The sequence below is a fragment of the Patiriisocius sp. 208BN25-11 genome, from assembly GCF_058147145.1.
On sequence record NZ_JBYVJY010000003.1, the window covers coordinates 353,200 to 374,779 of the forward strand.

Annotated in this window: 17 protein-coding genes; 11 read left to right on the forward strand and 6 right to left on the reverse strand. The window is 36.4% G+C overall.

Annotated features, from left to right (window positions below):
• Positions 1-46 precede the first annotated feature (46 nt).
• Positions 47-1,318, forward strand: a complete 1,272-nt coding sequence (gene brnQ / locus ACY2RS_RS06450; protein WP_490097805.1) for a branched-chain amino acid transport system II carrier protein — start codon at positions 47-49, stop codon at positions 1,316-1,318.
• On the opposite strand, the gene ACY2RS_RS06455 is transcribed toward brnQ, so the two are convergent.
• Both ACY2RS_RS06455 and ACY2RS_RS06460 read right to left on the reverse strand, forming a co-directional pair.
• Positions 1,315-2,607, reverse strand: a complete 1,293-nt coding sequence (locus ACY2RS_RS06455; RefSeq protein WP_490097806.1) for an aminopeptidase P family protein — start codon at positions 2,605-2,607, stop codon at positions 1,315-1,317. The two genes, brnQ and ACY2RS_RS06455, sit on opposite strands and share 4 nt — an antisense overlap.
• A 112-nt stretch (positions 2,608-2,719) precedes the next feature.
• Positions 2,720-3,304, reverse strand: coding sequence for a Crp/Fnr family transcriptional regulator (locus ACY2RS_RS06460; protein WP_490097807.1), 585 nt, complete (start codon positions 3,302-3,304; stop codon positions 2,720-2,722).
• Between the two features lie 136 nt (positions 3,305-3,440).
• Here ACY2RS_RS06460 and ACY2RS_RS06465 point away from each other — a divergent pair, with 136 nt between their 5' ends.
• From ACY2RS_RS06465 to ACY2RS_RS06485, 5 genes are all read left to right on the forward strand, one after another.
• On the forward strand, positions 3,441-6,290 hold the full coding sequence (locus tag ACY2RS_RS06465; protein WP_490097808.1) for a VPS10 domain-containing protein: 2,850 nt from the start codon (positions 3,441-3,443) through the stop codon (positions 6,288-6,290).
• A 60-nt stretch (positions 6,291-6,350) separates the two neighbouring features.
• Positions 6,351-7,460, forward strand: coding sequence for a T9SS type A sorting domain-containing protein (locus ACY2RS_RS06470; protein ID WP_490097809.1), 1,110 nt, complete (start codon positions 6,351-6,353; stop codon positions 7,458-7,460).
• Positions 7,461-7,614: 154 nt separating this feature from the next.
• Positions 7,615-8,280, forward strand: coding sequence for a succinate dehydrogenase cytochrome b subunit (locus ACY2RS_RS06475; protein ID WP_490097851.1), 666 nt, complete (start codon positions 7,615-7,617; stop codon positions 8,278-8,280).
• 11 nt (positions 8,281-8,291) lie between these two features.
• A complete protein-coding gene (locus tag ACY2RS_RS06480) occupies positions 8,292-10,307 on the forward strand; it encodes a fumarate reductase/succinate dehydrogenase flavoprotein subunit (protein ID WP_490097810.1) in 2,016 nt (671 codons plus the stop codon).
• 7 nt (positions 10,308-10,314) lie between these two features.
• A complete protein-coding gene (locus tag ACY2RS_RS06485; protein ID WP_490097811.1) occupies positions 10,315-11,061 on the forward strand; it encodes a succinate dehydrogenase/fumarate reductase iron-sulfur subunit in 747 nt (248 codons plus the stop codon).
• 51 nt (positions 11,062-11,112) lie between these two features.
• On the opposite strand, the gene ACY2RS_RS06490 is transcribed toward ACY2RS_RS06485, so the two are convergent.
• Positions 11,113-13,359 carry an ATP-binding protein gene (locus ACY2RS_RS06490; protein WP_490097812.1) on the reverse strand — a complete coding sequence of 749 codons (2,247 nt, stop codon included), beginning with the start codon at positions 13,357-13,359 and terminating at the stop codon, positions 11,113-11,115.
• Between the two features lie 195 nt (positions 13,360-13,554).
• On the opposite strand from ACY2RS_RS06490, the gene ACY2RS_RS06495 reads away from it, so the two are divergent.
• The 3 genes from ACY2RS_RS06495 (at position 13,555) to ACY2RS_RS06505 (ending at position 15,986) form a co-directional block, all read left to right on the forward strand.
• Positions 13,555-14,670: a methionine aminotransferase gene (locus ACY2RS_RS06495; RefSeq protein WP_490097813.1), complete on the forward strand. Its 1,116-nt coding sequence runs from the start codon at positions 13,555-13,557 to the stop codon at positions 14,668-14,670.
• Positions 14,671-14,732: 62 nt separating this feature from the next.
• Positions 14,733-15,200: an ankyrin repeat domain-containing protein gene (locus tag ACY2RS_RS06500; RefSeq protein WP_490097814.1), complete on the forward strand. Its 468-nt coding sequence runs from the start codon at positions 14,733-14,735 to the stop codon at positions 15,198-15,200.
• A 3-nt stretch (positions 15,201-15,203) separates the two neighbouring features.
• Positions 15,204-15,986 (forward strand): amidohydrolase, encoded by a 783-nt coding sequence (locus tag ACY2RS_RS06505; RefSeq protein ID WP_490097815.1) that lies wholly within the window; start codon positions 15,204-15,206, stop codon positions 15,984-15,986.
• On the opposite strand, the gene ACY2RS_RS06510 is transcribed toward ACY2RS_RS06505, so the two are convergent.
• A complete protein-coding gene (locus tag ACY2RS_RS06510; protein WP_490097816.1) occupies positions 15,973-17,601 on the reverse strand; it encodes an Ig-like domain-containing domain in 1,629 nt (542 codons plus the stop codon). The two genes, ACY2RS_RS06505 and ACY2RS_RS06510, sit on opposite strands and share 14 nt — an antisense overlap.
• Positions 17,602-17,793: 192 nt before the next feature.
• Complete coding sequence (locus ACY2RS_RS06515) at positions 17,794-18,471, reverse strand: ComF family protein (RefSeq protein ID WP_490097817.1); 678 nt, start codon at positions 18,469-18,471, stop codon at positions 17,794-17,796.
• A 71-nt stretch (positions 18,472-18,542) separates the two neighbouring features.
• Between ACY2RS_RS06515 and ACY2RS_RS06520 the strand changes: the two genes are divergently transcribed.
• Together ACY2RS_RS06520 and ACY2RS_RS06525 are read left to right on the forward strand one after the other, a co-directional pair.
• The gene (locus ACY2RS_RS06520) at positions 18,543-19,427 is read left to right on the forward strand and encodes a DUF8428 domain-containing protein (protein WP_490097818.1); all 885 of its coding nucleotides are present in this window, start codon (positions 18,543-18,545) and stop codon (positions 19,425-19,427) included.
• A gap of 72 nt (positions 19,428-19,499) precedes the next feature.
• Positions 19,500-21,038, forward strand: coding sequence for a glycine--tRNA ligase (locus tag ACY2RS_RS06525; protein ID WP_490097819.1), 1,539 nt, complete (start codon positions 19,500-19,502; stop codon positions 21,036-21,038).
• Positions 21,039-21,125: 87 nt separating this feature from the next.
• Here ACY2RS_RS06525 and ACY2RS_RS06530 read toward each other — a convergent pair whose 3' ends face one another.
• Positions 21,126-21,479: a hypothetical protein gene (locus ACY2RS_RS06530; protein ID WP_490097820.1), complete on the reverse strand. Its 354-nt coding sequence runs from the start codon at positions 21,477-21,479 to the stop codon at positions 21,126-21,128.
• Positions 21,480-21,580: the final 101 nt, after the last annotated feature.

Sequence of the window (21,580 nt, forward strand, 5' to 3'; positions counted from 1 at the left end):
ATATTGAGGCGATTTGCAAAAATAGCCATTACCAATATTTTAATCTATGAATTTTACCAAACAAACCTACCTGATTGCCTTTGCCTTATTTTCACTCTTTTTTGGAGCTGGAAATTTAATTTTACCTCCTTTTTTAGGGTATAATGCAGGTACCAGTTGGATCTGGGTTGCTCTTGGGTTTGCAGTTTCTGCGGTACTAATTCCTATCTTGGCTATTTATGGGCATGCGCGATTGCAAGGAACCTTGCTAGATTTTGCTACCAAGGTGTCACCCGGGTTTGCAATGCTATATGCAGTTATTGTGTACGCAATTTCTGTGAGTTTGCCATCACCAAGAACGGCTTCTGTTACCTACGAAATGGCCATACAACCTTATTTTAAAATATCATCCTTGTGGGTAAGTACTATTTACTTTGCATTAGTGCTAGTATTTGCATTAAATCGGACAAAAATTTTAAGTCTCATAGGAAAATTTTTAACACCACTTATCATACTCATTTTACTATGTATTATAGGAATAGGGTTGTTTGCAGATCTATCTCCAATGCGTGCAAGCATTTTTGAAAGCACCTTTACCGATGGTATTTTAGAAGGCTATCAAACTTTTGACGCCATAGGGGGAGTTGTTGTAGGAGGAGTTATTGTTATTTCGCTTGCTTTACAAGGAACCTTTAATTATGAAGAGAAAAAGCGTATGATTGCGCGTTCTGGATTGCTAGCAGGAATAGGCTTATTTATTATTTATACTGGATTGATAGCTTTGGGCGCATTTTATAGTGGGACGCTGGAAGTAGATAATAGAACAGAACTTTTAACTACCTTGAGTAAAAATACTTTAGGAGATCTAGGAACGGCTTTTCTTGGTGTGTTGGTAGCACTCGCTTGTTTTACTACGGCAGTGGGTATTGTAACGGGTACAGCAGATTTTGTAAAAGGGATCGCCAAAGATTCTCAGGCAGCGTATACCATCACAGCAGTGTTAGGGTGTATTATAGGAGTTGCCGTTGGACAATTTGATGTGCATTACATAATTAATGTTGCCTTGCCGGCCTTGATGTTTATTTATCCTATCACTATCGTTCTCATTTTATTAAATGTCGTGCCCACAAGGTATTCCTCGCCCAATGTATTTCGAGCAGTAACCATTGTAACCCTGCTATTTAGCATACCCGATTTCTTACAATTTTTTATGGCAGAGGGATCTCTTGATGGAATTAAAAATTGGATACCACTAGCCAAGCAGAGTATGGGATGGGTATTGCCAGCCTTGCTTACGTTTGTAGCAGTGCAGTTTTTAAATAAAAATAGAACGGTTTAAGAATTCATCAAATCTTCAATCTCATCGGCTTCAATAGGAATGTTGCGCATTAAATTAAAAGGTGCTCCTGTTTCTTGAATTACAACATCGTCTTCTAGTCGTATTCCAAAGCCTTCATCTGGAATGTATATACCAGGTTCTACGGTAAACACCATGTTGGCTTGCATGGGTTCCCATAGTAATCCGTAGTCATGGGTGTCTAATCCCATGTGGTGTGAAGTTCCATGCATGAAGTATTTTTTGTAAGCTGGCCAATCTGGATTTTCATTTTGTACATCGGCTTTGTCCAATAAACCTAAGTCCAACAACTCACTTGTCATCATCTTTCCTACCTCAATATGATACTCCTTCCACATGGTACCGGGAACTAAAAGTTTTGTGGCCTCATTTTTAACTCGATTTACCGCATTGTACACTGCTTTTTGTCTTTCTGTGTAACGACCGCTTACAGGGATTGTTCTAGACATGTCACTACTGTAATTAGCATATTCTGCACCTACATCCAGTAAGATTAAATCACCCGCTTTGCATTCTTGATTGTTTTCTATGTAGTGTAATACATTGGCATTGTTTCCACTTGCTACAATTGGGGTATAAGCAAACTTCTTAGAGCGGTTACGCAAAAACTCGTGCATGAATTCTGCTTCAATATCAAATTCCCAAACGCCAGGCTTCACAAATTCAAGAATCCTTCTAAATCCTTTTTCAGTAATATCGCAAGCCTGTTGAATTAATGCAATTTCAATAGGATCTTTTACAGAACGAAGACGTTGTAATATAGGATTACTTTTTGCCCAGTTATGTGCTGGAAATTTTGCTTTGGTGTCTTTGATAAAACGATCTTCACGGGTTTCTGTTTCTACATTTGCTCTGTAGTGTTCGTTGGTGTTAAAATAGATAGTCTCAGACTGCGCCATCAATTCTCGCATGATACGATCAAAATCTTGCAGCCAATACACCGTTTTAATACCACTAACTTCAAGCGCTCTTTCTTTGGTTAGTTTTTCGCCCTCCCAAATGGCAATGTGCTCATTGGTTTCTTTTAAGAATAAGATTTCTTTATGCGCCGGGTTCGGGCAGTCTGGAAATACCACTAAAATACTTTCTTCTTGATCTACTCCACTTAGGTATAAAATATCTCTTGCTTGTTCAAAAGGCATGGTGCTGTCTGCACTAATGGGGTAAATGTCATTACTGTTAAAGACAGCCAAACTATTAGGCTTCATTTGTGCCATAAAGTTTGCGCGATTTTTTATGTAAAGGTTGCGATCAATTTGATGGTATTTCATAACAAGTAAACGCCAAAGCGTAGGGTTTAAATTTCCAGTGGAAATATGAGTGAATGACTATTTGTTTCTCAAAAATAAGAATTGCAAAGGGTATTAAATAAGCCAAATGGCGTTATTTTGTATTTTTTCGAATCCTACTCATATGCCTAGCCGAAATTCCTAAAAAGGAGGAAAGGTATTGTAACGGTACTTTTTGAAGCAGTGCCCGTTCGTTTTGTAGTAGTTTTTGATAGCGTTCTTCTGGGCTTAGTGTTAATAAATCGATGCGGTAATTGTCTATTTTAAAAATCTGATTTTCAATGAGGTTAAAATAAAAAGTATGAAAAGCAGTATTGTTTTTTAAAAGTTGTTCGAACGTTTCAATATCAATCACCCATAATTCGCAATCACTAATAGCTTTGATATTTTTTCTTGATGAAATTTTATGTTTAAAACTAGCTAGAGCAGCAGTACAAGAATTTTTTAAGGCTAGGTAGGTTGTTTTTTCCTCCCCATCAATGTCAAGTGAATGTTGTAAAATCCCACTTTGAATAAAACAGAAATATCTACAAACAGCTCCTTCACGGACAAAATATTCGTTCTTTGACAACTGCAATTTCTTAAAAGCATCTAGTATTTCTTGTATTTGATGCGTTGATGAAGCATTATTACAAATAGAAATAATATAATCTTTTAATAGAGTTTTGTCTATTTCCATGGGGTGTTACTTTCTTAGGCACTTTAAAAGTATTCATAAAATCTATTAATTCAAGTGTGGAAGTAGTGTTAAACTTCCTAAAATAATTTTGAGGTGGTTGGGTCTTTCTGTATTTTTCGGTACTTAAAACAACCAAATGAAAAAATATGTACTCCTAGCATGCGCTCTTGTAGCAAACATAAGCTTTGCGCAACAACCTGCAACATCTGCAGATGCTGTAACTTCTGCACTTCAAGATAAAGCAACACTTTCTCAAAACTCACTTGTTAAAAATCTCCCTTTTACAAACATTGGTCCTACTATTATGAGTGGTCGTGTGGTAGATCTAGCGGTAAACCCAAAAAATCCAACAGAATTTTACGTGGGCTATGCAAGTGGTGGAGTTTGGCATACAGTAAATAACGGAACTACGTTTACACCTATTTTAGACAGCAGTCCTACACAAAATGTAGGAAGTCTTGCTGTAGATTGGACCGCAAATCCAAGAAACATCTTGGTTGGAACTGGAGAGGTAAATTCTTCGCGTTCTAGCTATGCTGGAATAGGTGTGTTGCAATCAATCGATAACGGTGCTACATGGAAGAACCTAGGGTTAACCGATAGTCATCACATTAGTAAAATTATCATCAATCCAAACAATTCCAAAGAGATTGTAGTAAGCGCAGTAGGGCATTTGTATTCTACTAATGACGAGCGTGGAGTCTATAAAACAACAGATGGAGGCGCTACCTGGAAGCAAACCTTGTTTGTAGACAATCAAAGTGGGATTATTGAAATGGATGCAGACCCTAATAATTTTAATTTACTATATGCCTCATCTTGGGATAAAGATCGTAAAGCTTGGAATTTTAGAGGAAGTGGTAGTGGAAGTGCTATCTATAAAAGTACCGATGCGGGAAATTCTTGGACAAAAGTTTCTACTCCTGCAAGTGGTTTTCCAACAGGTGAAGGAGTAGGTCGTATTGGTCTTGCTGTTTTTGACGCTAACACCGTGTATGCGGTTCATGATAATCAAGCAAGAAGAGAAGGCGGAGCTCCAAGAAGTACAAGAAACGGCTTGTCAAAAGACCAATTTAAAACCATGTCCAAAGCGCAATTTTTAGCCTTAGACAATAAAAAACTAAACAACTATTTAAAAAACAATGGCTTTCAAGAAAAGTACAGAGCAGATAATGTAAAAAGTATGGTGCGTGGCGGAACTGTGAAGCCAGCAGACTTGGCGTCGTATTTAGAAGATGCCAATGCCATGTTGTTTGATACTCCAGTGATTGGCACAGAGGTCTACAAGAGTACCGATGGTGGAGCCACGTGGGCAAAGACACATGACGGTTTTCTGGATGGTATTTATTACAGCTATGGGTATTACTTCGGAAAAATCCATGTAGATCCAAATAATAAAGATGGTATCTATATTTATGGAGTACCTATTTTAAAATCTAAAGATGGTGGAAAGACATTTTCATCTATTTCTGCACCTAATGTGCATGCAGATCACCATGCCTTATGGATCAACCCAGACATGCCAGGACATCTTATTAACGGTAATGATGGAGGAGTAAATATAAGTTATGATGATGGAGAAAACTGGATCAAAAATAACCAACCCTCAGTAGGGCAGTTTTATGCCATCCATGTAGATAACGAAACACCTTATAATGTGTATGGAGGGCTACAAGACAATGGCGTATGGGTAGGACCAAATACGCATCAAGAAAGCCCAGGTTGGAAACAAAACGGACAATACCCATACGAGTTTATTATGGGAGGTGACGGGATGCAAATTCAAACAGACAGCCGCGATTTTAATGTGGTCTACACAGGATTTCAGTTTGGAAATTACTTTAGACTGAACAGAACAACAAATGAACAAACGTACATTCAGCCAAAGCATGAACTAGGAGAGAGTCCCTATAGATTTAATTGGCAAACACCTATTTTATTGAGTCCGCACAACCAAGATATTTTGTATTTGGGAGGCAATAAATTAATGCGTTCTATGAACCAAGGTGCCGATTGGACAGCCATTTCAAAAGATCTTACCAATGGTGGAAAACAAGGAAATGTTGCCTATGGAACGCTAACCAGTATCGATGAATCTACATTTCAGTTTGGTTTGTTGTACACAGGAAGTGATGATGGGAAGGTCTATGTTTCTAGAAATAGTGGTGGTGACTGGCAAGATGTTTCTGCCACATTCCCCAAAGATTTATGGGTGAGCCGTATTATTGCGTCGAGCCATAAAAAAGAACGAGTATATGTTACCTTAAATGGCTATCGTTGGGACGATTTTACACCTTATGTATATATGAGTGACAATTACGGTGCTACTTGGAATAAAATTTCAAGCAACTTGCCATTGTCTCCTGTAAATGTAATTAGAGAAGATCCTGCAAACGAAAACATACTTTATTTGGGAACAGATAATGGTGCCTATGTTTCTTTTGATAAAGGAACTTCGTGGCAGGCCTTTAATGAAGGACTGCCTAATGTAGCAGTACACGATTTGGCTGTTCAAGCAAGAGACAAACACCTTTTAGTAGGAACTCACGGACGTAGTATTTATAAGGCAGACATCTCTTTGTTGCAGAATATTTCAGCACAAAGCATGAACAACCTTATGCTCGCAGATCTTCCAAGCATGCGCGCAAGTCGTCGTTGGGGAACTACTGGTTTTAATCAATACGGAGATTTCTTTGAGCCTACTATAGCGCTCCAAGTATTTGCTCCTTCAGCTGGCAAAGCCGAAATTTTAGTAGCATCAGAACCTGGGAAAACACTCAAATCTTGGGACGTTACTTTAGAGAAAGGGTTTAACACAATGGACTATAATCTTAGTATTTCAGAAAAAGGAAAAAAACAATTAGAGAAAAGGGGCGCTATTGTGCATACCGGTGCTAATGGAACCCACTATTTGCCAGCAGGAATATACTCTATTAAAATCTCTAAGGATGGCAAGCAAGTATCAAAAAAGTTGGAAATAAAATAATATTGCGTTAACTTAGAGGCGTTTATGATAATTCAAATTTTAACTACCAAACAAATTCACATGAAAAAACTATTACGAATTACAGCTGTTTTTATGGCTAGTTTAAGCCTAGGAATAGCTCAGCAAGCAGATAAAGGACCTATCAATGAGGCTCCAGAAATTGAGCAATTACCAATATTTGATCTTGAATTCTTTTATGATGTTGGATCTAGTGGAGCTGTTGGCGCTGATGGTTTGGCAGGAGTCGTATTTATTAATAACCAATATTGGTTGTCTGAATGGGAATCTGAATTGATTCATATTTTAGACGCTAATGGAGGATTTGTAGAAACTACCGTTATAGATGGAATTTCAGGAACGAGATCTTTTTCTTCAGATGGGACCAATGTTTTTATAGGGAATGATACAGAAGAAATTTTTGTAGTAGACCCCGTATCTAAACTAGTTATAGACACAATACCTTCTGATAATTCTGCTTTTGTAGAATCTAGAATGATTGCTTATGATCCTACTTTAGATGGTGGAGACGGAGGTTTTTGGATTGGTGATTTTTCGTCTGATATAGTTTCAATAGATCTTGGAGGAAATGAACTGAGTATTATCCCACTAGATGATCATGGTACTGTTATTTATGGAGGTGCTGTAGATACTGTTACGGATGGCGGACCTTATTTGTGGATTCATGACCAAAGTGGCGTGGAACCAGAGCGTGATTTTCTTACGCAGATAGATTTGAGTACTGGTGAGCAGACAGGACTTGTATTTGATGTTTCTACATTATCTGGTGATTTTGGAAGTACTAATTTCTTGGCGGGAGGGCTTTTTATCTCTGATGAGGTTACAACTGGAAATACCTCATTAGTTGGGCTTTGTCAATGTGACCCATCTAATATTTTGTTTTCTGTGACCTTAGATGAGGATCTTGGATTTGCCGATAATCAAGCCGATGCATTGCAGTTGGTACCTAATCCTGTATCTGGAAATGTTGTTAGTATCACTTCTCCATTTCAGGGAAAAAAAGATGTTGTAATTTCTGATATCACAGGTAAAATATTGCTTACAACTACCACGACAAGAGATGTAGACATTAGTTCTTTGTCTGATGGAATGTACTTGGTGACAATGTCTCAAAATGATATTAAAGTCACTAAAAGATTACTTGTTAATTAAGATTTGTGTACAATAAGATGCTAAAGCCGTTTTTTAAAAAGCGGCTTTTTTTTGTTATATAATTACTAAAAATTTAATAAACAAATGCTATTGCTTGTTGAAAAGCAATTTGAGCCGTATTTTTGTAGGTAGAAATTTTGAAAACACAACCATAATGGGAATGATCACTTCTTCCATAGCTCGTAAAGTCGCCATGGCGCTTTCTGGCTTATTTTTAGTATTCTTTTTAGGACAACACTTTGTTATTAATCTAACCTCTGTCATTGCTCCAGATACCTTTAACAGTTGGTCTCATTTTATGGGAACTAATGGAGTGGTACAAGGATTATTACAACCCATATTAATTTTTGGAGTTGTATTTCATTTTGTAATGGGTTTTATTTTAGAGCTAAAAAACAGAAATGCTAGAACAGTTAAATATGCATCATATAAAGGTAGTGCCAATGCAAGTTGGGCGTCTAGAAATATGATTATTTCGGGGCTAGTAATCTTAGCTTTTTTAGGATTGCACTTTTACGATTTTTGGATTCCTGAGATGATTCACAAATATGTAGAATCGCACCCAGAAGATCCTACAAGATATTATGCAGAAACGGTGCATAAGTTTGAAAGCCCAGTTCGTGTAGGACTGTATGTGCTTTCATTTGTATTGCTAGCGATACACTTATGGCATGGCTTTGCGTCTTCTTTCCAGAGTGTTGGTTTTAACAACAAATACTCTGTAGGCTTAACAAAATTTGCAAAAGTATATGCAATTGCCATCCCGTTAGGATTCATTTTTATTGCATTGTACTTACACTTAAATCAAATTCCACACTAAAAACTATTGCTATGTCGATATTAGATTCGAAAATACCTTCAGGACCACTAGCAGAAAAGTGGACAAAACATAAAAACGAAATTAACCTAGTAAATCCAGCCAACAAACGTAACATAGATGTTATTGTAGTTGGTACTGGACTTGCAGGAGGAAGTGCTGCAGCAACCTTAGCAGAACTTGGGTACAATGTAAAAACGTTTTGCTATCAAGATTCACCAAGGCGTGCGCACTCTATTGCAGCACAAGGAGGAATCAATGCAGCAAAAAATTACCAAGGAGACGGAGATTCTGCCTATAGATTATTTTATGATACTGTAAAAGGAGGAGACTACCGTTCTCGTGAAGCTAATGTATACCGTTTGGCTGAGGTGTCTACCAACATCATTGATCAGTGTGTAGCACAAGGAGTTCCTTTTGCGCGTGAGTATGGTGGTTTGTTAGACAACCGTTCTTTTGGTGGGGTATTGGTTTCAAGAACCTTTTATGCCAAAGGACAAACGGGACAACAATTATTATTAGGAGCGTATTCTGCCATGAATCGCCAAATTAATAGAGGGAAAATACAGGCCTTTAACCGTCATGAAATGTTAGACGTGGTAAAGGTAGATGGAAAGGCAAGAGGTATTATTGCGCGTAACCTAGTTACAGGTGCTATTGAACGTCATTCGGCACATGCTGTAGTATTGGCTTCTGGAGGATATGGAAATGTATTCTTTTTGAGTACAAATGCTATGGGAAGTAATGTAACTGCTGCTTGGAGAGCGCACCGTAGAGGAGCATTCTTTGCAAATCCATGTTACACACAAATTCACCCTACTTGTATTCCAGTATCTGGAGAACACCAATCTAAGTTAACATTGATGTCAGAGTCATTGCGTAACGATGGTCGTATTTGGGTACCTAAAAAGAAAGAAGATGCAGAAGCGATACGAGCTGGAAAACTAAAGCCAACACAATTAGCTGAAGAAGATAGAGATTATTACTTAGAGCGCCGCTACCCAGCCTTTGGTAACTTGGTGCCTCGTGATGTAGCCTCTAGAGCTGCTAAGGAGCGATGTGATGCTGGCTTTGGAGTTAATAAAACTGGAGAGGCTGTTTACCTTGATTTTGCAAGCGCGATTGAGCGCTATGGAAAAGAGAAAGCTCTTACGGAGAAAATTGCAAACCCATCTGAGCAAACCATCTACGATTTGGGAGCTGCCGTTATAGAAAACAAATACGGTAACTTATTCCAGATGTATGAAAAGATTGTGGATGAGAACCCATACAAAACACCAATGATGATTTACCCTGCAGTACATTATACCATGGGTGGTCTTTGGGTAGATTATAACTTACAAACCACAGTAGAAGGGCTGTATGCAACTGGAGAAGCAAACTTTTCTGATCATGGTGCTAATAGATTAGGAGCCTCTGCACTTATGCAAGGGCTGGCTGACGGTTATTTTGTATTGCCATATACCATTGGTGATTACTTGTCTAAGGATATTAGAACAGGAGCAATACCAACAGATACGAAGGAGTTTGATGAAGCAGAAAAAGAAGTTACAGAACGTATCGATAAATTAATGAGTGGTACGGGAGCACATACTGTAGATTATTACCATAAAAAATTAGGTAAAATCATGTGGAACAAATGTGGAATGTCGCGTAATGCTAAAGATCTTGAGTCTGCTATTGATGAAATTGCAGCTTTGAGAGAAGATTTCTGGAAAAACGTAAAAGTGCCGGGAACTACAGGAAGCCTAAATCAAGAATTAGAAAAGGCAGGTCGTGTGGCAGATTTCTTAGAATTAGGAGAGTTGTTTGCAAAAGATGCACTTACCAGAAATGAATCTTGTGGAGGTCACTTTAGAGAAGAAAGCGTAGAACAAGACGGAGAACAAAAAGGAGAAGCATTAAGAGATGATGAGAACTTTAAGTTTGTTTCTGCTTGGGAGTATAAAGGAGCACCAAAAGATGCTGTACTTCATAAAGAAGCGCTGACTTTTGATAACATAGAATTAAAAACACGTTCATATAAATAAGAGAGCTATGAAATTGACTTTAAAAATTTGGAGACAAGAAAATGCCAATGCAAAAGGGAGTATGCAAACATACCCTATTGATGGTGTAGAAGGAGATATGTCTTTCTTAGAAATGTTAGACGTGTTAAACGAGCAATTAATCAATCAAGGAGACGATCCTGTAGTGTTTGATCACGATTGTAGAGAAGGAATTTGTGGTTCCTGTTCATTACAGATTAATGGAGAGCCTCATGGTCCAGATCGTTTGGTCACTACTTGTCAGTTACACATGCGTAAGTTTAATGATGGTGATACCATTGTTATTGAGCCTTTTAGAGCGAAAGCATTCCCTGTGGTAAAAGATTTAATGATAGATCGAAGTGCCTTTGATAGAATTCAACATGCTGGAGGGTATATTTCAGTGAATACTTCTGGAAATACCATTGATGCGAATGCTATTCCTGTAAATAAAGAAGATGCAGACGATTCTTTTGCCGCTGCAACTTGTATCGGTTGTGGTGCTTGTGTTGCTGCTTGTAAAAATGCCAGCGCCATGCTTTTTACCTCTGCAAAAGTTTCTCAATATGCATTGTTGCCTCAAGGTCAAGTTGAGGCTACAGAACGTGTTTTAAACATGGTAGAGCAAATGGACAAAGAAGGATTTGGTAATTGTACCAATACTGGAGCTTGCGAAGTAGAATGCCCTAAAGGGATATCTCTAGAAAATATAGCACGTATGAATCGTGAGTATTTGACGGCAAGTCTAAAAGGATAACAAAGCATTAAAAATCAATAAAAAACCCAAGCATTAGGCTTGGGTTTTTTATTAGACAGCTTTTTTAGTGGACTTATTTTTTTGTTTCCTGTCACCTGTCATATTTTCGATGATCGTGGCGACGAATTTTTCAGTATCGTAGGGTTTGATAATAATATCATCCATTCCAGCAAAGTATATTTCGTTTCGCACTTCTTCTACCTCTACAGCGGTTAATGCAACAATAGGAGTTTCATTATTGTTTTTCCTGATAGCTATAGAAGCGTCAAATCCATTTTTAACTGGCATGTTAAGATCCATTAGTATGAGATCGTAGTCGTTATCTTTTGAAAGCGCAATTGCTTCTTCTCCATTATTGGCGATACTACAAATTATATCTTTACTTTCTAGTATCTTTTTAGTGACAATTTGATTGATTCTATTGTCTTCTGCTACCAAAACTTTCTTTCCGTTTAAGGCAGAAATATCAATAACTGCCGATTCTTTTTCTGTTTCAAGGTGAGATGCAATTTCATAGTCTAGAGAAAAACTAAATTCTGAACCTTTTCCTAGTTCACTTTTCAGGAATATTTCAGAATTAGAAAGTGCTAAAAGCTTTTTAACAATGGGCAACCCAAGACCAGTGCCTTGGTAGGTTGAATCTAAATTCTCAATTTGTGTAAACTCATCAAACATATGAGCCTGATTGTCTTCAGCAATACCAATACCTGTATCCTTTATTGAAAAATCTAATGTTGTTTTATTTTCTTCAATTTTAATTGGTTTTACTTGAATTGTAATAGTACCATCTTCAGTAAACTTACATGCATTTCCAACTAAATTCATTAGTATTTGTGACAAACGAACACTATTCCCAATAATGATTTTTGGTATGTCTGAAGCAATATCAAGAACAATAGTATTGTTGTTTTGTAATCGTATGTACTCAAAAGACATTTCAATACTCCTAATAAGTTCTCTTAGGTTAAAAGAAACATTTTGGTTTTCTATAGTATTAGAATCTATTTTATTTATTTGAAGTACATCATTAATTAGTGCCAATAAATAATCTGCAGAAAATTTGAGAGATTTTAGATCTTTTTGATGTTCTTTTAATTTTTCGTTTTCAAGTAATATGGTGCTCAAACCTATAACACCATACAAAGGTGTTCTTAATTCATGACTAACCGTAGAAAAAAACTTGCTTTTTGCTTTGGCTAAGTGATCTGACTTTTTCTTTGCTTCTAGATATTCTTTGTTTTTTTCTAACAGTGCAATATTTAGATCTTTTCTTTTAATATAGGCTACATACAAGAAGATTAGGAGTAAAAAACCAATAAGACAAACAATAATTAGAACATTGTTAAGTGTATTTTTATTGGATGCAATTTCTTTTTGCAGTTGTGCTTTTTCTTCAGCATCGGCAGCATTTTTTTGATACTCTTTTATTTGGTATTTTGCTGCTACTCCTTCAGAGATGGCATCTCTAGTTCGATTAAGATTTATTTGATTTGCTTCATCATATAGTACTCCATATTCTGCCGCATCTTTGTATTGTTTTAGTTCATAATAGCTATCACTCAGTGCAGAATATAGATTTGCTAAATTATTATAGTACTTATTTTCTTTGGCAAAAGGGACAGCTTTCAGTGCATATTCTATTACCTTTTCATAGTCTTCTTCTCCAAATAAATAGTAATCGCACCAATAGACATCTAATGAATTTTTAAAGGAATCATCAAGAAATTTATGATAACCTGGGTTGTCTAATAGTCTTAAGTATTTATATGTGCTACTATAATTTTTTTCACTCATTGCATTTACAATGACATTAAAGTACGCTTTTGTTAACGAAAGTGTATCGCCTTCTTTTTTAAATACTGTAATCGCTTCATCATAAAATGTGTAGGCCGTTTTGTAGTCTTGATACGCAGAAGAGTACAAGTTGCCTAAATCCATAATAGATTCTCCAACTCTAGTATTATTGTTGGTTAGTTTAGCATAGCGCTTTGAATTTTCGAAATTCTTTCTTGCTAAAAGTGTGTCTTCAATTGCCAAATAATCATAGGCTAAAAATCGATAGCCTTTACTAATTAGTTGCGCATTGTTAATAGCAGAAGCTTTATCTATAATCTCTAAGTTGTATCTAAGGGAGGCAACATAATTTCCCTTATGATAGTTAATTGATGAAGAATCTATTAAAACTTGAATTGCCTTTTCTTCTTTACTGGTATCATCTTGAAAGACTACAGGTGTTTTTTGGGCATAGCCCATACATAATCCAAATATTTGGAGAAATATAATGTATAACCAATTCATTTTCTGAGGAGAAACTAATTTTTAAAACAGGGCGCAAGGTACTAATTTTTAGTGTCAAACACACGTTTTTGTTTATTTTGTCGATATTTTTTGCGTATAAACGAATATTTTGTGCGTACGAGGTTTAAATATACACTGGGTAAAACAAACTAAATGGCTTCCATTTAGTATATTGTAGCAACTAATACATACTACATGGGAGTTTCTATTTTTTCAAAAATGAGTGCCATGGCGCAACAATACAATGCCATCAATCTTTCTCAAGGCTTTCCAAACTTTGAGAGTGATCCAACATTGCTTCATTTGGTCTCAAAGGCAATAAATGATGGATACAACCAATACGCACCTATGGCAGGTGATTTGGGATTGCGAGAAAGAATTTCGGAGAAAATAAATAACCTATATAACAAACTGTATAACCCGGCGACCGAAATCACTATAACTGCAGGTGCAACACAAGCTATCTTTACAGCAATTGCTGCTACGGTTAAAAGAGGAAACGAGGTAGTTATTTTCACACCAGCCTATGATTGTTATGAACCTACTATAACACTTTTTGGTGGTATTGTAAAGCCTATACAATTGCTAGCGCCTTTCTACACTCCAGATTGGGATCAAGTTCGTGATACTATTACACCCAAAACTAAAATGATCATTGTCAATAGTCCTCACAACCCAAGCGGAAGGCTTTTTTCTAAAGAAGATATGTTGCAGTTACAGGAAATTTCAGAAGCACACAATCTTACCCTTATTAGTGATGAGGTGTACGAGCATATTATTTTTGACGGGCATGAACATCAAAGTGCCGCTCGTTTTGAAGCACTTTCTCAGCGTACTTTTATTACAGCTTCTTTTGGTAAGACATTTCATAACACAGGCTGGAAGATGGGCTATTGTATGGCCCCAGAGAGACTCATGAAACCTTTTCAAGACATACACCAGTACAATGTGTTTTGTGTAAACCATCCCTTTCAAAAAGCCTTGGCTAGCTATATGGAAGATGCAAACACCTATCTCTCACTGCCAAATTTTTACCAACAAAAAAGAGATTACTTTTTAGCATTACTGAAATCGTCTAGGTTTACCATACTTCCTTCGCAAGGAACCTATTTCCAAATGCTTGATTTCTCTACTATTTCCGAAGAAACAGACATTGCCTTTGCAGAACGTCTCACCCAAGAAGTTGGAATTGCAACCATACCTATTTCTGTTTTTAATGAACATCAGCAAGATTTTCAACAAATTAGAGTTTGCTTTGCTAAAACGGAAGCTACGCTAAAAAAAGCAGCATACTTGTTAAATCAAGTATAAATGCTATTGTTCTATTAATGCGGGTATTGTATCTTTACTATTCGCCTTTACTTTAAAATATTATGCCAGCATCTTTGTTTGACGCCATTAGAAATGGAGCAACTGCTAAAGTCATTTCTATACTAAAAGAAAAACCCCTATTGGTTCAGGAAAAAGACCAACGCGGCTCTACTCCTTTACTTTTGTCTACCTATTATGGCCATATGGATATTGTACATGCCATTTTAGAACACCCACAAGATATAAATACCCAAGATGATTCTGGAAATACAGCACTCATGGGGGTTTGTTTTAAAGGATATACAGACATTGCCAAACTACTGCTAGAAAAAGGGGCAGACGTAAATGTTGCAAACTTTAATGGCGCTACGGCGCTCATTTTTGCGGCTACGTTTAACAAAGAAGCTATCGTTTCCTTGTTACTAGAACACGGGGCAGATATCTCTGCAAAAGATGATAAAGGAAACACGGCCTTAGATCATGCAACCATGCAAAATAGTACCAGCGTCATAGCCTTGTTAGAAAAATAGAGTATGGATATAGCACAACTTAGAGTTACCATAGTGCAATCGCATTTACATTGGGAGAATCCAGTAGCCAATAGAGTTCATTTTACTGAAATACTAACTCCTTTGGCAAATACTACAGACCTAATTGTGTTGCCAGAAATGTTTACAACTGGCTTTTCAATGAACGCCGCAGAGCTTGCCGAACCCGAAACAGGACCCACTGTTCAATGGCTTTTGAAAATGGCTAAAACAACAAACGCTGCGATTACGGGAAGTGTGATTATAAAAGAAAATAACGCATTTTATAATCGACTGTTTTTTGTGAAACCAGATGGGAGCTATAGTACTTATGATAAAAAGCACACCTTTACTTTAGCGGGAGAGCATGAGGTTTTTACAGCTGGAACAAAACATCTTATGGTAGATTTTAAAGGGTTTAAAATTTGTTTGTTGATTTGTTACGATTTACGGTTTCCAGTTTGGGCTAGAAATACCAGTGGTTATGATATTTTGTTGTACACTGCCAACTGGCCAGAAAAGCGCATTGCTGCTTGGGACGCATTACTCAAAGCCAGAGCCATAGAAAATATGAGCTATTGCATTGGGGTGAATAGAATTGGATTGGATGGAAACGGACATCAATATGTGGGTCACTCTGCAATTTATAATGCCTTAGGAGCGCAAATTTCGAGACAAAATTTTGAAGCTGCTTTTGTAGAAACTATTGTTCTAGAAAAAAGTCACATTGATATCACAAGAGATCAACTACAATTTTTAAATGATGCAGATCCCTTTACTTTAGGGTAAATGTTTCGCTCCAACTCCAGTTAGCACGAAGTTCAATTTTTGAAGGATAATACACAATTTTTTCGGGCGCTGTTTTGCTTAAAAAATGCCCTGGGTCCCATACTTTGTTTTTATTTTCATCAAATACGAGGCGTATAAAGTAATTACCAGGTTTGATATAATCGAAAAGGACAGGTTCGTTTTGTGTAATGTATTGTTGTTTTGCCACTTCAAATTTTTCACTAATTAGCTCCACCATAAGTGGAAAATCGCTTGCATTTGCAAGGGTAAGTTGGAGTGTGGCATATTCTGAAGCCGCTTTTATGGTTTGCCTAACCACAGTTGAGTCACTAACATTTCCGAAGTAATCTGTAAGGGCACCTTCTAACAAAGTAATGCTGTAATTTTGATCTTCTTGCTTGTTAAAAATAAGTTCAGCAGCATTTTCTTTACTGTTTATTCTAGTAGTAAAAGGAACCGCAAGTGTGTCTTTATCTACAATATTAATTTGTGCTTCGGAAATATTAGCCAACGGGGTATTTGCCTTTAATTGAAGCGTGTCTTTAACGGAAACACTTCCAGCATTTATAGTGCTTACACGCAATGAGTCTGCAAACAATTCTCTAAAACGAACGGTAGCAGTATCTAAAATTTCTTCTTTATAAGAGGTGATAAACACCAAAGAATCTTTGATAACCGGAGGTTTAAACCAGAAGTTAATCGTGTCTTTTCCGGGTTCTTTTAAATATTGATACTCAAAATCGGCATCCATTTGTGTTTGAAGGTTTATGGTATAGCCTTCTCCAACACCTTCATAGCCAAAAGAAATTTTGTTCTTGCTTTCTAGTTTGGGTCTTGTTGCCCTAAAATCGGGTATTTCTTTAAAGAGTTTGACTTCAAAAACACTGTCGGTTGGCAAGGTGATGAGGTCTTTGTAAAATCCTATTTTATCTGTTTTAGGCTGAAATGTATAATTTCTATTTTCTTCTTGAAGTGCGATGAGTTGGTAAGTTCCTTCTTTAAGGTTGGTAAACTCAAAGGTGTTGCTCTCATCAACCGTAGTTGCTATATACATGGGTTTTTCTAGAAACACAATCGAATCTGTGTACGTCTCATCTATTTCATAAAGGGCAACTGTCGTTGGAAACTTAGTTTCGGGCAGCAAGGCATCGATAACAGTTCCTTTTAGAGTAAGACTATCAATAAAACTTCCTGTAGACATGACATATTTAAAGTTCGGAAAAATATTTCCTTCGTTATTGTCTACAATACTATTTCCGAAGTTAAACGAGTAGGTTGTATTTTCTCTAAGGGTATCTAGGAGCTTTACTTTTAGTTGTTTTGAAACACTCAAAGGGGTAATCACTGGAGTGTATTTTAAAGGAGGGGATATAATAAGCTCTTTCGAGATGTCTTTAAGCTTTATAAACTCATCAAAGGTGATGCGTATCTCGTTCTTGTCGAAATTAGTTGTAAAATTTTCAGGAATGCTTCTAACAATTACAGGTGCAATGGTATCTCTAAGTCCGCCACTCGGATTTCCTTTTTTGGCACAATCTGTAAAAGCAAGTGTAAACAAGAATACAATTGGAATATATAAAAGGCGATATAATGTGGAGGCGTTTTGTTGCTGCATATGAAGAAACAAAAATAGGTAAAAATTAGTATTCAGTATTCCGTAACTGTACGCAGTATTTAAAAAGTATGAAGTGCACTATTTACCTGTATTTAGTTTAGCTGAGTACTAACTTTTTGATCGGTTTTCCCTTTAGGGTTATGGTAAAAAATCGATCAAAACCTTCAATAATAGGATGAAGGTTCTTACTAATCATAAAGAAATCGCCATGGTAGCAATGCTAATTTTTACAGCTGTGTTTTCGCATAATTGTAAAGCGCAATTTTCTAGTGTTGCACCTGTAGTAACAATGTCATCTACCAATAAAATATGTTTGTTCTTTATTTTTGTGGAATTCTTTACCGTAAATATTTGAGTGTCTTGAATTCTTTTCCCCCTTCCTTTAAATACCTGAGATTCTGTTCTTGAAACCTTCAGCAATACATCGTCTACATAAGGCTTTTGTAATGCTGTTGCGAGTGCTTTTCCAAAACCTTCAACTTGATTGTAGCCTCTAAGGCGCATTTTTTTTTGATGTAAAGGCACCGGAATAACGAGATCAATTTTTTTATAGGCAGGGATTTCTCTTAGCTCTGCACCGAGCCAAGCACCTAGGAAGGCACTTATTTCTTCTTGTTTTTTGTACTTTAAATTGTGTAGTAATTTTTGTGTGATTCCTTTTTTCTGAAATGTTAGTAAGGCGGTAGCGTTTTCTACTGCAATTCTACCGTAGAAAATATTCTTTAGGGTTTCTGCGTTATTGGTATGATAACTAGCTAATGGAATTTGATGCCTACAGGTAGTACATAAAATTTTTTCTTGTGAAGAAAGTACACGCTCACAACCATTACAAATGGCTGGAAATAAGATGTTTAAAATAGAGCCAAACATGTTCTTCGTAGTTTTGATTTTTAGTATCTTGCGCTCCTCTAATGTACTAAATTAACATAAATATATTCCCCATGACATCAGAAACAAATAACAACAATCGTTTTAAAATATTGATCGGGATTTTATCGGCCTTATTAATTGGGTTGGCAGTCTATACGTTTACCTTGTTTAAGGAGAGTAAAGAAACACAGACTACTTTAGAAGAAGATAAGATTGAAATTCAAAATGAGTTAGAAGATCTTATTAGTAATTACAATGAGATTATTCAAGACAATGAGTTAAAAGATCAAGACCTTTTGGCTGCTAGAGAGCGTATTACAGTGTTGTTAGATTCTGTAAAAGATGCCAAAGCTAATGTTTCTTTAATTAAAAGATACAAAGCAGAAATAGGACGTTTAAAGAACGAACGCAAGAAACTGTTTCGTCGTGCAGATAGTTTAATACGAGTTAATGAACGTTTGTCTATAGAGCGAGATAGTACGACCACTGTTTTAAATGAAACCATTAAGTTGGTAGATTCTGTAAATACTTCAAATGCAGAGATGTCTAAGTCTCTAGAAAAAGCTGCTTTAATTGGTATTACTAGTTTAAAAGCAGACGGAGTTAGAGTTCGTAGTAGTGGTAAAATTGTAGAGACACAACGTGCACGAAGAGCAGAGAACATTAGAGCTTGTTATACCATAGCACCAAATGCAGTGGCCGAGTTGGGTGATAGAATGATTTATGTGCAAGTCATTAATCCAAATAATACTGTGATTGGAGAAAACGCCAAGATTAATTTTGACAACGGTTTATTAGCCTATAGTGCAACAACCAATGTGTTTTATGAAAATGAAGCGCTGGATGTGTGTACGCTTGTAGAAGCTACCGAAGAAGAATTGGTGAAAGGGACCTATATCATCAATATTTTTGATGCAGGAAGGCAAATAGGAAACACAAGATTAGAGTTGAAATAAAATTTCAGAAAATACTTTAAAAATAAAATCCTCTGCCCTTCATATCGCAGCGGATTTTTCTATTTTTGCGCTATGGCAAATAATGAAGATCAATTTAAAAAAGTAATCTCGCACGCAAAAGAGTATGGATATATCTTTGGTTCGAGTGAGATTTATGATGGCTTAAGTGCCGTATACGATTATGCTCAAAACGGAGTAGAATTAAAGAAAAACATTCGCGAATACTGGTGGAAAAGCATGGTGTATATGCATCAAAATATTGTAGGTCTTGATGCTGCAATATTAATGCACCCAAAGACCTGGAAAGCCTCTGGACATGTAGATGCTTTTAGCGATCCTTTGATAGATAACAAGGATTCTAAAAAACGCTATCGTGCAGATGTTTTGGTAGAAGACCACGCAGAGAAGCTTGAAAATAAAGCACAAAAAGAAATCAAAAAGGCTCAAAAGAGATTTGGAGATGCTTTTAATGAAGAGGAGTTTGTGACCACCAATGCGAGAGTGATTGGATATCGTGAGAAAAAAGCTGAAATGTTAAGCACTTTAGCACGTTTGCTGGAAGCCGAAGATCTTGATGCGGTAAAAGCTTTGATTGAAGATCTTGGAATTGTTTGTCCAGTAAGTGGTTCAAAAAATTGGACCGATGTAAAGCAATTTAACTTAATGTTTGGTACTAAGTTAGGGGCCTCTGCCGAGAGTGCAACAGATTTGTACCTACGTCCAGAAACAGCACAAGGTATTTTTGTAAACTTCTTAAACGTCCAGAAAACGGGAAGAATGAAGATTCCTTTTGGAATTGCTCAAACAGGAAAAGCGTTTAGAAATGAAATCGTTGCAAGACAGTTTATTTTTAGAATGCGTGAGTTTGAACAAATGGAAATGCAATTTTTTGTGCGCCCAGGAGAAGAAATGAAATGGTATGAGTACTGGAAAGAAACCAGATTAAAATGGCACCATTCTTTAGGATTAGGTCCAGAAAATTATCGTTTTCATGATCATGAAAAATTAGCACATTATGCCAATGCAGCAGCAGATATAGAGTTTAAATTTCCATTCGGTTTTAAAGAATTAGAAGGAATTCACTCTAGAACCGATTTCGATTTAAAAGCCCATGAAGAGCATAGTGGTAAAAAGTTGCAATTCTTTGACCCAGAATTGAAAGAAAATTACACGCCTTATGTGGTTGAAACCTCTATTGGTTTGGATAGAATGTTTTTAGCGGTTATGAGTAATTCGTTGCAAGAAGAAACATTAGAGGATGGTTCTTCTAGAACTGTTTTAAAATTACCAGCTGTTCTGGCACCAGTTAAGATTGCTGTTTTCCCATTGGTTAAAAAAGATGGTCTTCCTGAAATTGCAAAAGAAATTATTGAAGATTTACAGTGGGATTATAATGTGTTTTACGATGAGAAAGATGCTGTTGGGAAAAGATACAGACGTCAAGATGCCAATGGCACTCCTTTTTGTATTACGGTTGATCACCAAACACTAGAAGATAAAACAGTAACAATTCGTCATCGTGACTCTATGGAACAAGAACGTATTGCAATTGCTGATATCGCTGGATTGGTTTCAAAAACCTTGTCTATGAAGTATTGGCTACAAAAATAAATACTTTAAAATAGGTATATAAAAAATCCCAATAGTATAAGCATTGGGATTTTTTTGTTTTCTGAAATGGTCGAGTTTCAGACTGTGTTATTTTGCTTGTATTTCTTTTATTTCAACAGGATTCGCCCTAGGACATCTATTCATCATACGAAGCCCTCTAAAAGTAAAGATAACATCCATTCCATCTTTTTTGAATTCATCCTCTAAGTTTGTTGGGTCATAGTAAAAGATAGTTCCATCTTCTCCTGTCATTTTTATGGTAAAAGGACAATCACCTTCTTTGGTACTTTCCTCAATAGTTCCAGTTACAAAACCATTAGCCATCATTTCTTCTTGAGTCATTGTTGTTTTTGTATTGCTGTTTGTGGCATCAGTAGCAGTTTTTTTTGAATTGCAACTAACTGCTACAAAAAGGGATACAGTAAAAAGTATGTTTTTCACAATCATTAGTATATGGTTTTCGTGTTATAATTTAAATGTAATCAAATATAATGCCTCAATATACAAATAAAATATGAGGGTGTATTGTTTGTGTAAATTGT

Bases quoted from the DNA above. Each gene is read 5' to 3' on its own strand.
- brnQ (WP_490097805.1), top strand. From the start codon at position 47: ATGAATTTTACCAAACAAACCTACCTGATTGCCTTTGCCTTATTTTCA.
- ACY2RS_RS06455 (WP_490097806.1), bottom strand. From the start codon at position 2,607: ATGAAATACCATCAAATTGATCGCAACCTTTACATAAAAAATCGCGCA.
- ACY2RS_RS06460 (WP_490097807.1), bottom strand. From the start codon at position 3,304: ATGGAAATAGACAAAACTCTATTAAAAGATTATATTATTTCTATTTGT.
- ACY2RS_RS06465 (WP_490097808.1), top strand. From the start codon at position 3,441: ATGAAAAAATATGTACTCCTAGCATGCGCTCTTGTAGCAAACATAAGC.
- ACY2RS_RS06470 (WP_490097809.1), top strand. From the start codon at position 6,351: ATGAAAAAACTATTACGAATTACAGCTGTTTTTATGGCTAGTTTAAGC.
- ACY2RS_RS06475 (WP_490097851.1), top strand. From the start codon at position 7,615: ATGGGAATGATCACTTCTTCCATAGCTCGTAAAGTCGCCATGGCGCTT.
- ACY2RS_RS06480 (WP_490097810.1), top strand. From the start codon at position 8,292: ATGTCGATATTAGATTCGAAAATACCTTCAGGACCACTAGCAGAAAAG.
- ACY2RS_RS06485 (WP_490097811.1), top strand. From the start codon at position 10,315: ATGAAATTGACTTTAAAAATTTGGAGACAAGAAAATGCCAATGCAAAA.
- ACY2RS_RS06490 (WP_490097812.1), bottom strand. From the start codon at position 13,359: ATGAATTGGTTATACATTATATTTCTCCAAATATTTGGATTATGTATG.
- ACY2RS_RS06495 (WP_490097813.1), top strand. From the start codon at position 13,555: ATGGGAGTTTCTATTTTTTCAAAAATGAGTGCCATGGCGCAACAATAC.
- ACY2RS_RS06500 (WP_490097814.1), top strand. From the start codon at position 14,733: ATGCCAGCATCTTTGTTTGACGCCATTAGAAATGGAGCAACTGCTAAA.
- ACY2RS_RS06505 (WP_490097815.1), top strand. From the start codon at position 15,204: ATGGATATAGCACAACTTAGAGTTACCATAGTGCAATCGCATTTACAT.
- ACY2RS_RS06510 (WP_490097816.1), bottom strand. From the start codon at position 17,601: ATGCAGCAACAAAACGCCTCCACATTATATCGCCTTTTATATATTCCA.
- ACY2RS_RS06515 (WP_490097817.1), bottom strand. From the start codon at position 18,471: ATGTTTGGCTCTATTTTAAACATCTTATTTCCAGCCATTTGTAATGGT.
- ACY2RS_RS06520 (WP_490097818.1), top strand. From the start codon at position 18,543: ATGACATCAGAAACAAATAACAACAATCGTTTTAAAATATTGATCGGG.
- ACY2RS_RS06525 (WP_490097819.1), top strand. From the start codon at position 19,500: ATGGCAAATAATGAAGATCAATTTAAAAAAGTAATCTCGCACGCAAAA.